Source organism: Methanospirillum sp. (assembly GCF_028679455.1).
In the GTDB taxonomy this organism is placed as follows: domain Archaea; phylum Halobacteriota; class Methanomicrobia; order Methanomicrobiales; family Methanospirillaceae; genus Methanospirillum.
On sequence record NZ_JAJRBM010000105.1, the window covers coordinates 1 to 7,226 of the forward strand.

Below are 7,226 nucleotides of genomic sequence, written 5' to 3' on the forward strand. Positions count from 1 at the left end.
ATCTTCTTCTGAATCCCCGGGATGCTCATGAATATCGAGAAGAAGAACCGGGATAACCGTTTGCGGTACTGATATTGAGGGAAGTCATAAAGCCCGTTGGCTTTGTAATACCGGTGATCAGCCCGGAATATCGGCCGCAGATCTCCCCATATTGCATCTCTCAGGACGATATGCCCAGCAACTTCCTGAAATGTCGGTGGTTTCACATACCCGGCATGTGAAAAGTCAATAGCCCGCGTTGCAGCAGAACTGATGAGTGCGTCGATCTGGCGTGAGTCATCAGGTTCATCGGTTATGATATCGACAAGGTTCCCTCCTGATAACATGCTGGAAAGATTTTCCCGGAGCCCTGGTATCTGAGCCAACGGACCTGATACCATCAGGATGACCTGTTTCCCTTTGAGTCGGGGAATATGTCCGAGGAAAAAACTCCGGTCAAAGAACTGTTTCCAGGTTGCCGAGAGGTACCGGTCCCTGATAGCCCCGGCATACACGATGATGTCTGCGGAATCAACCCGGTTCTTCCAGAATGAACAGAAATTGTCCGAGTATATGCACTGGTTCTCGAATGCACACTGCACACATCCGAGGCACCCTCCTCGCATTCCGATCTCATCAAGATGACAGGTGATAACCGATGAAAACGATGAGGCCATCTGAGTGACCATCGATTCAAGATTGGACCCTGTAGCGGCATCATGGAGGATCAGGACCTGTTTTCCTCTTGTATCAGCCGAACTGATCTGACCCGGAGAATATCTGCCAGAGACTTGTGGGACTGGAGGGTATGCCCGGAGTGTGACTCTTTTTTCGCTACAGGCAGCGAGGATGTCGGTGCCAAACCGTGCGAGCTGGCGCTGGTTCTGCTCTTCAAGCAGGTCATCCATTGCTGCAGAGAACGATCCTGCGAAATTCATCCCGAGATCTTCACTGATTCCCTGCAGGTATTCGTGGACCTTCTGATCAAAGAAATGAACCGAGGTGCTGAGTGATGCAGCATACTTGCCGGTAAAGAGGGTACCACCGTTCTTCTCAAGCAGCAGTTCAATAAACCGCTTGTACTGGGCCGGTACATGCTGGAAGTATACCGGTGTTGCCCAGAGGATCAGATCACTCTGCTGGATCGTCGTGCAGATCTGCCCGAACTCATCCGGTTTCTTCTCGATAGCGGCTATCTTTTTACTGATGTGATGTATGATGAAGGTGTTTTCAGGGTTTGCCAGTTCAAGGAACCTGACATACTGCATGGTGACACTCTTCTCCCCTTTTGGGCTTCCGTTCAGAACGCAAATCTGCATTTTAATCCTCTGTATCCGTGTTGGATGGTTTTTTTTCAAACATTGTTAGCATTTTTTCAGCAAGAGACTGAAATTTTTCTGCTTTTACGAGAGCGATTCCCCGCTTTTCATCACCGAGGACCATCAGGGTATCACCTGGGTTGATCCCAAAGATATCTCTGGCTTCCTTGGGAATGACGATCTGACCCCGCTCTCCCACTTTTACGGTTCCAAAGATATGTTTCCCGTCTCCACACTGCTCATCTGTATTGATTGGCATAATGGCTGATCACACAATTCATACTTTTCACACTTGTATGAATTGTGTGGTTATAACTGTATCTCCCTTTCCTGGGAATCCCGGCAACCTCTCTCATGCAAAAAAGATATTGTCAAACTGATTTCTGATTCTGTTTCTTCACCTGCATCCGTTCCAGAAGAGCGATGGCCTGCCCTTCAACATGAGTGCCACCGACCGTTGCGGTATTGGAAAGAATTACTACACCGGCTCCCATCGTGGGATTGAATGCAATAACAGCCTGATGTGCATTGGTCTCTCCCGGCTTTTTGATGATTATCGTACCGTCCCGGTTATGAAGTATATCCCAGAAGATGCCCTGTTCCAAGAGAGGCGGGCCAGTATAGGCAGTAAACCGGGGAGTATGAGTCATTGCGATGGCATCAACAAGAGGAGTTTCAATCAGTCCGAGCTGGGCAGCGAGGAATACTGCCATATCATCAGCATTTGAGTGAATCCCTCCGGTGGCAGTCCAGAACTCATTAAATCTGATAAGATGGGCCTCATCTGCGGGATACTCATACCCCCGGTACCCGGTTGCCCGCCTGTTCAGATCCTCTATCGTCCATGATGCTCCTGTACTGGTCATGTCAAGTGGGATTGCAATCCTTTCTTCGAAGAGTTGCGGGTATGGAACTCCTGCAGCCCGGGCGATACTGTCACCGGCTACTGCTCCCCCGAGGTTAGAGTAGAGGTACTCATATCCCGGAGGGCTGTAAAGCGTAGTATTGGCTAGCCACTGATAGGTCTCATCTGCGGTCATTGTCTGGTAATGCCGCATCGATTCTTCCAGTTGGTCTGCCCCGGTCGCTGCCGGATCGGTCAGGGCAAACACCTCCGGGGTTACCGGCAATCCTGACCGGTGGGTTGCCAGGTCAGCCCCGGTGATGGTCTGGCCTTCACCGTTCAAGTGGTACTGATCCGGAAGCCAGGTGTTCACCGGTGCAGTGAGGTTATATTCTCCCCGGATCTCACCGTCTGCCATGAGCAGGCCGGTCATCACTTTTGATACGGATCCGATGTCAAAGAGGGTTCTATTATCAGGAGAATCATCGTCTTTGGTGGTGAGAGTCCCGTATGAGTACCAGCAGTATCCGTCTCTGTCCACTAACACGACCACCATCCCCTTACTCTGGTTATAGGTGATCAGTGTGGAGATGAAGGGATCCACATCCTCTTTGGTGAGGCTTGAAAAATGACCGTACGCAGTGGTTCTCCATTCGTCAGGAGTAGGAAGCCCTGAAGTACTGGTGATCAGGAACAGGATTGACAGGAGTATGATGCATGCCTGATAGTGATTCATAGCCAGGATTTCAAGATGAGTCCTTACGTATTGATGAACCTTATAGATAGCGGTGAAGCGGCGGTATTCTGCCTGGCCGAGAACCATATGAACCTTTCAATCACCACTCCACTCTCATGGATCCACTCTTCCATCCCGAAACCGGATCACCCGATCAAAAAACTGCTCATGCCAGGGTTCATGTGACACCATCACCATTGTCTGCCCCCATTCTGTATTCAGTCGCTTAAACAGGTCAAGGATCATCCGGGACGATTCCGTATCCAGGTTTGCACAGGGTTCATCGGCGAAGACAATCGCAGGGCTGTTCATAAGTGCCCTGGCGATGGCTACCCGCTGCTGCTGGCCACCGGAAAGTTCACGTCTCAAATGGTGAGCCCTGCCGCCCAGCCCGACATCATCAACAAGGCCTGAAGCGATCTCCATCACCTCATGATAATCCAGCCCGAGTCCCAGACCCGGAACTGCAACATTTTCAAGTACCGTCAGATCTTCGATGATAGCATAATCCTGGAAGACATATCCCATCTTTTCAAGTCTGAACCGTGCCTTCTCTTCACGTGGCATTACAGAGACCTCCTTCCCCCCAATCCGGATCGCTCCTGAAGTCGGGTTATCGAGTAATCCGGCAAGATGAAGAAACGTAGATTTTCCGCTCCCGCTCGGCCCCATAATTCCCACAAACTCTCCTTTCTCTATCCCGGTTGAAACACCCCGGAGAGCGTGAACCTGTACTTCACCCATGTGGTATGTCTTCGTCAGGTCGTCAGTCTCGATGATCATCCGTTCACCAACTCAAGTATCTCCGTACTGGTTGTCCGGTATGCCGGAATCACTCCGGCAACGAGGGACACTATTCCGAGGGCACAAAACGACGGGAAAATGATCGAGAAATCCATTACCGGGTAGACGAGGCCGGCAGGAAACTGAAGCGGTGATGCCTGGAGATATTCCCTGATGAGGCTGAAGATACAAAATCCAAGAAGGGCACCGGAACAGAAGATGAACACCACCTGGATGAGATAATCCCAGATGATATCCTGTTCTGGAATTCCGATAGCTTTGAGAATCCCGATCTGACGCCGTTGATTGATAGTGTTGATGTACACAATTATGAATATCACAATACATGCGATAACAAGGGAAAAAACTGACATTAACCGGGTTAACAGGTTGAAACTCTTGATCGCATCTCCAATTACTCCTTCTCCTTTTTCTGCACTGGTCTTTACCTTCTCTCTGATACCGAACTCCATTAGCCTGTTTTTTGCCGTTTCAAGGTCATTTCCCGGAATGATGGTCACCAGTATCGAGGATGATTGATCCCGCAGTCCGAGCACTGAACCCATCTCTTTCCGGGTAATAAATGCCTGGGAATCAGTGTTGATGGATCCGGTTTCAAAAATACCGCTTATGGTCATCTTCCTGGTTTCCCCGTTTGAATAAGTAACCGACAGGGAATCTCCGGTACGGACACCCCCAAGTGATTCCATCTTGTCTTTGCTCTCATCCTCGTTGCCGGCCAGGATACTACCGAGCAGGATCGTATCGGTATCACCATCGGTAAGGTATCTCCCTTCGGTTATCTTTCCTGGCAGGTTGATTACCTTCCTGTCGTCCGAAGGAATTATTGCAACAACTCCCCGTGAGAGGGTCTTCGTATCAGAAGTCAGTGAACTGCTCACTGTGGTATGTGAAGATGCGGCTGCAATTCCGGGAACCCGTTTTATCATCCGGATCTTCTCCCTGGTATCGGTAATGAACGGGGTGTCATCATCAGGGTCGATGACCAGGTTCCCGTACTGATAATCAGTTACCTGACGGGTGTACGCACCGGTGATCCCGCCAACCAGTGACGGAAGAAATACCATGAGTACAAAGGACATTGCCACAACCAGGATGGTGAGGGTCAATGTTCCTTTGTTGCCCCGTCTGATTGCCCGGGATGCCAGGTAGAAGGGTATTGAAACCCTCTTCATACCGATTTCCCCTTTCTTCTCCAGAAGAAGAGCCCGACGGTCCCAATAGCGATGATCAATAAGATCGGCAGGATAGGAAGACCGGGTTTATCAGATACGGTAATTGCGATAGTATCCCGGAGAATCGCCGGCTCATTGCGGGAGGAGATAGTGATCGGGATTGAGAGATCTCCTGCTGGTGCATGCTGCAGGTAGAACACTGCAGGAGCATCATTATCAGGTTCTATCTTTCCCACAAAGGCCTCATTTGTCCCGTTGATCCCTGTCTCTATACGCGCCTTCACTCCATCTGCATCACCGGTACCCGTGTTCTCGATCCTGACAATCAGGGAAAACGGACTTCCTTCCTGAACCCTGACCGGATCAGTGGTTACCGCAGATACGGAGAGTTCGTGCTGACCGGTGACCCTGACCGGAATCTCTTCGTTCTGTTCACTTATCCGGCCTGATGCCGAACTGAACCTGATATGGCACCTGACCGGATGAATCCCCTCGGTGGCTTCCTCACTGGTGATGATCTCAATATTTACTGGTGTTTCATCTCCGGGTCCAAGCCGCCCGAGATGTACCGATCCCGGGCTGGTGAGTGATACTTCCTGGTTATCTGATGTAATGTTCAGAAAAATTTCACTTGCTGCTGTTTCGCCGGTGTTTCTCAGGATTATTTTTCCCCTAGCACTCTCTCCTGGAATAACCCTGTCCGGGAACTCTTTCCTGATTTCAATGGCAGGATTCCGCTGAATTAGTCTGTCGTCGTTGACATTGACCGGGATAGGGTACTTCAGGCTTCTGCCTCCCTGGGTGGCAATATGTAGTTCGGGAAAATAGATGCCTGAATTTTCCGGTGCAGTTACCATGAATGTGAGTGTGATTGACTGGCCTGGACCTACTTCACCGATCCTGCGGTAATCACCCGAATCAACCTGCAACCCATTACCAAAGAGTTGGACATCATCGATATATGCATTGATATCCTTCGTCTCGGTCACCGATTCAGCGAACTCACCCGATGATTTCGTGGTCATGGAAGCTGCTCCGGCAGTATTGGTGACTGTGGCAGTGATGAGTGCTGTCCCGCCGGGCATGATGACTTCAGGCCGCACCTGGTAATCTGATATCACCATGGTTGGCTCACTCGCTGTGCAGATCCCGGTGTATCCGGTGAACAGAAGTCCGGATACAATCATCAGGAGAATTATCCTTATCAGAGAACCTGTTCGTGGTATGCGGGATGATTCTCCGGGAGTCTCCCTTAATCCTGACATGCGTGTCATGTTATCTGACACATGTGTCAGTATCCTTCATAAATGTAACTGACACCGGTGTCATTATTCAGTCCCAGTGAAAATATATGAGTATGCCCCGGGTTGTTCCTGAATACAAGGATGAGTTACGAAAAAAAATTCTTGAGACCGCAACAGAACTCATTCTTGAGAACGGGTACAAAAGTGTCAATATGGGTGATATTGCTACAAAGGCAGGGATATCACGGCCGACCCTGTACCTCTATTTCAAGGATAAAAAAGAACTCTTCATGGCGACCCTGAAAAATCTGATTGAAGAGGTGGGTTCTGCTGCCGAGGATTCCCTGGCATCAGATAATGCTACCCCTGATGGCGGTTTTTTTGATCTCGTCACTGAGCGGTACGGAACCCGGTTTTCCATCTTTTTTGAGATCATGAATGAGACAGAAGTAGATCCTCAAATGGTTGAAGAGATCAGCCGGTTACATGAAATGATCCTAAAGCGGATGGCAATTCAACTGGAAAGACGGATTCCCATTTGCAGAGAGATAGTGGATCCTTATATTGTTGCCAACTCACTTCTGGCCCTGTTCATAGGTCTACAGATCCGGAAAAAACTGGGTCTGCCTCCGGAGAAAGCAAGGGAATCCTGGAATACCGTGATCAAATCCTTGTCAAATGGGATAGTCTGACTGTGTCTATTCCTTTCTCCTGAATTTATGAGGTATGCAATTGAAGAGTATCTCCTTCTAATTTACGGGGTACCCGACATCAGCACACAGATAATCCATCTGGATCCATCTTTTTCAGCATGCCTGGTGTGTTCGATCCCTGATTTAATAGCATTCCTCCCCTATTTCCTTCCGTCAGGGTTGAATGTCGTATAACTTTGGATCTTTTTTGTATCAACAAGCAGAATTTATCTCTTCGAAAACTTACACTTCATATGGTTACCGATATTCAACGTTATTTCATTGTCATATGGCTTTTAATCCTGACAGGAGTTTTCACTCCGATTACTGCGGTACAGGCTCCATCTTCTCTCCAGGATCTGACATATCTGACTGAAGAGTTCCCTCCGTTCAATTACCTGGATAACGGGACTCCGACTGGTCTTGCGGTGGA

General features: G+C 49.2%; 7 protein-coding genes. 1 reads left to right on the forward strand and 6 read right to left on the reverse strand.

Annotated elements, in window-relative coordinates; genetic code table 11:
- The 6 genes from LUQ50_RS03590 to LUQ50_RS03615 form a co-directional block, all read right to left on the reverse strand.
- The coding region (locus LUQ50_RS03590; protein WP_300036292.1) for an NAD(P)H-dependent oxidoreductase at positions 1-1,298 on the reverse strand (1,298 nt) is incomplete at its 3' end.
- 1 nt (position 1,299) lies between these two features.
- Positions 1,300-1,557 carry an AbrB/MazE/SpoVT family DNA-binding domain-containing protein gene (locus LUQ50_RS03595; RefSeq protein ID WP_300036295.1) on the reverse strand — a complete coding sequence of 86 codons (258 nt, stop codon included), beginning with the start codon at positions 1,555-1,557 and terminating at the stop codon, positions 1,300-1,302.
- Positions 1,558-1,669: 112 nt separating this feature from the next.
- Positions 1,670-2,965 carry a serine hydrolase gene (locus tag LUQ50_RS03600; protein WP_300036298.1) on the reverse strand — a complete coding sequence of 432 codons (1,296 nt, stop codon included), beginning with the start codon at positions 2,963-2,965 and terminating at the stop codon, positions 1,670-1,672.
- A gap of 27 nt (positions 2,966-2,992) precedes the next feature.
- The gene (locus tag LUQ50_RS03605; protein WP_367278953.1) at positions 2,993-3,661 is read right to left on the reverse strand and encodes an ABC transporter ATP-binding protein; all 669 of its coding nucleotides are present in this window, start codon (positions 3,659-3,661) and stop codon (positions 2,993-2,995) included.
- Complete coding sequence (locus LUQ50_RS03610; RefSeq protein ID WP_300036300.1) at positions 3,658-4,857, reverse strand: FtsX-like permease family protein; 1,200 nt, start codon at positions 4,855-4,857, stop codon at positions 3,658-3,660. The genes LUQ50_RS03605 and LUQ50_RS03610 overlap by 4 nt, the downstream gene beginning before the upstream one ends.
- Positions 4,854-6,131, reverse strand: a complete 1,278-nt coding sequence (locus LUQ50_RS03615; RefSeq protein WP_300036303.1) for a hypothetical protein — start codon at positions 6,129-6,131, stop codon at positions 4,854-4,856. Before LUQ50_RS03615 ends, LUQ50_RS03610 begins: the two co-directional genes overlap by 4 nt.
- Positions 6,132-6,208: 77 nt before the next feature.
- On the opposite strand from LUQ50_RS03615, the gene LUQ50_RS03620 reads away from it, so the two are divergent.
- Complete coding sequence (locus LUQ50_RS03620) at positions 6,209-6,793, forward strand: TetR/AcrR family transcriptional regulator (protein WP_300036305.1); 585 nt, start codon at positions 6,209-6,211, stop codon at positions 6,791-6,793.
- The last annotated feature ends 433 nt before the right edge of the window (positions 6,794-7,226 follow it).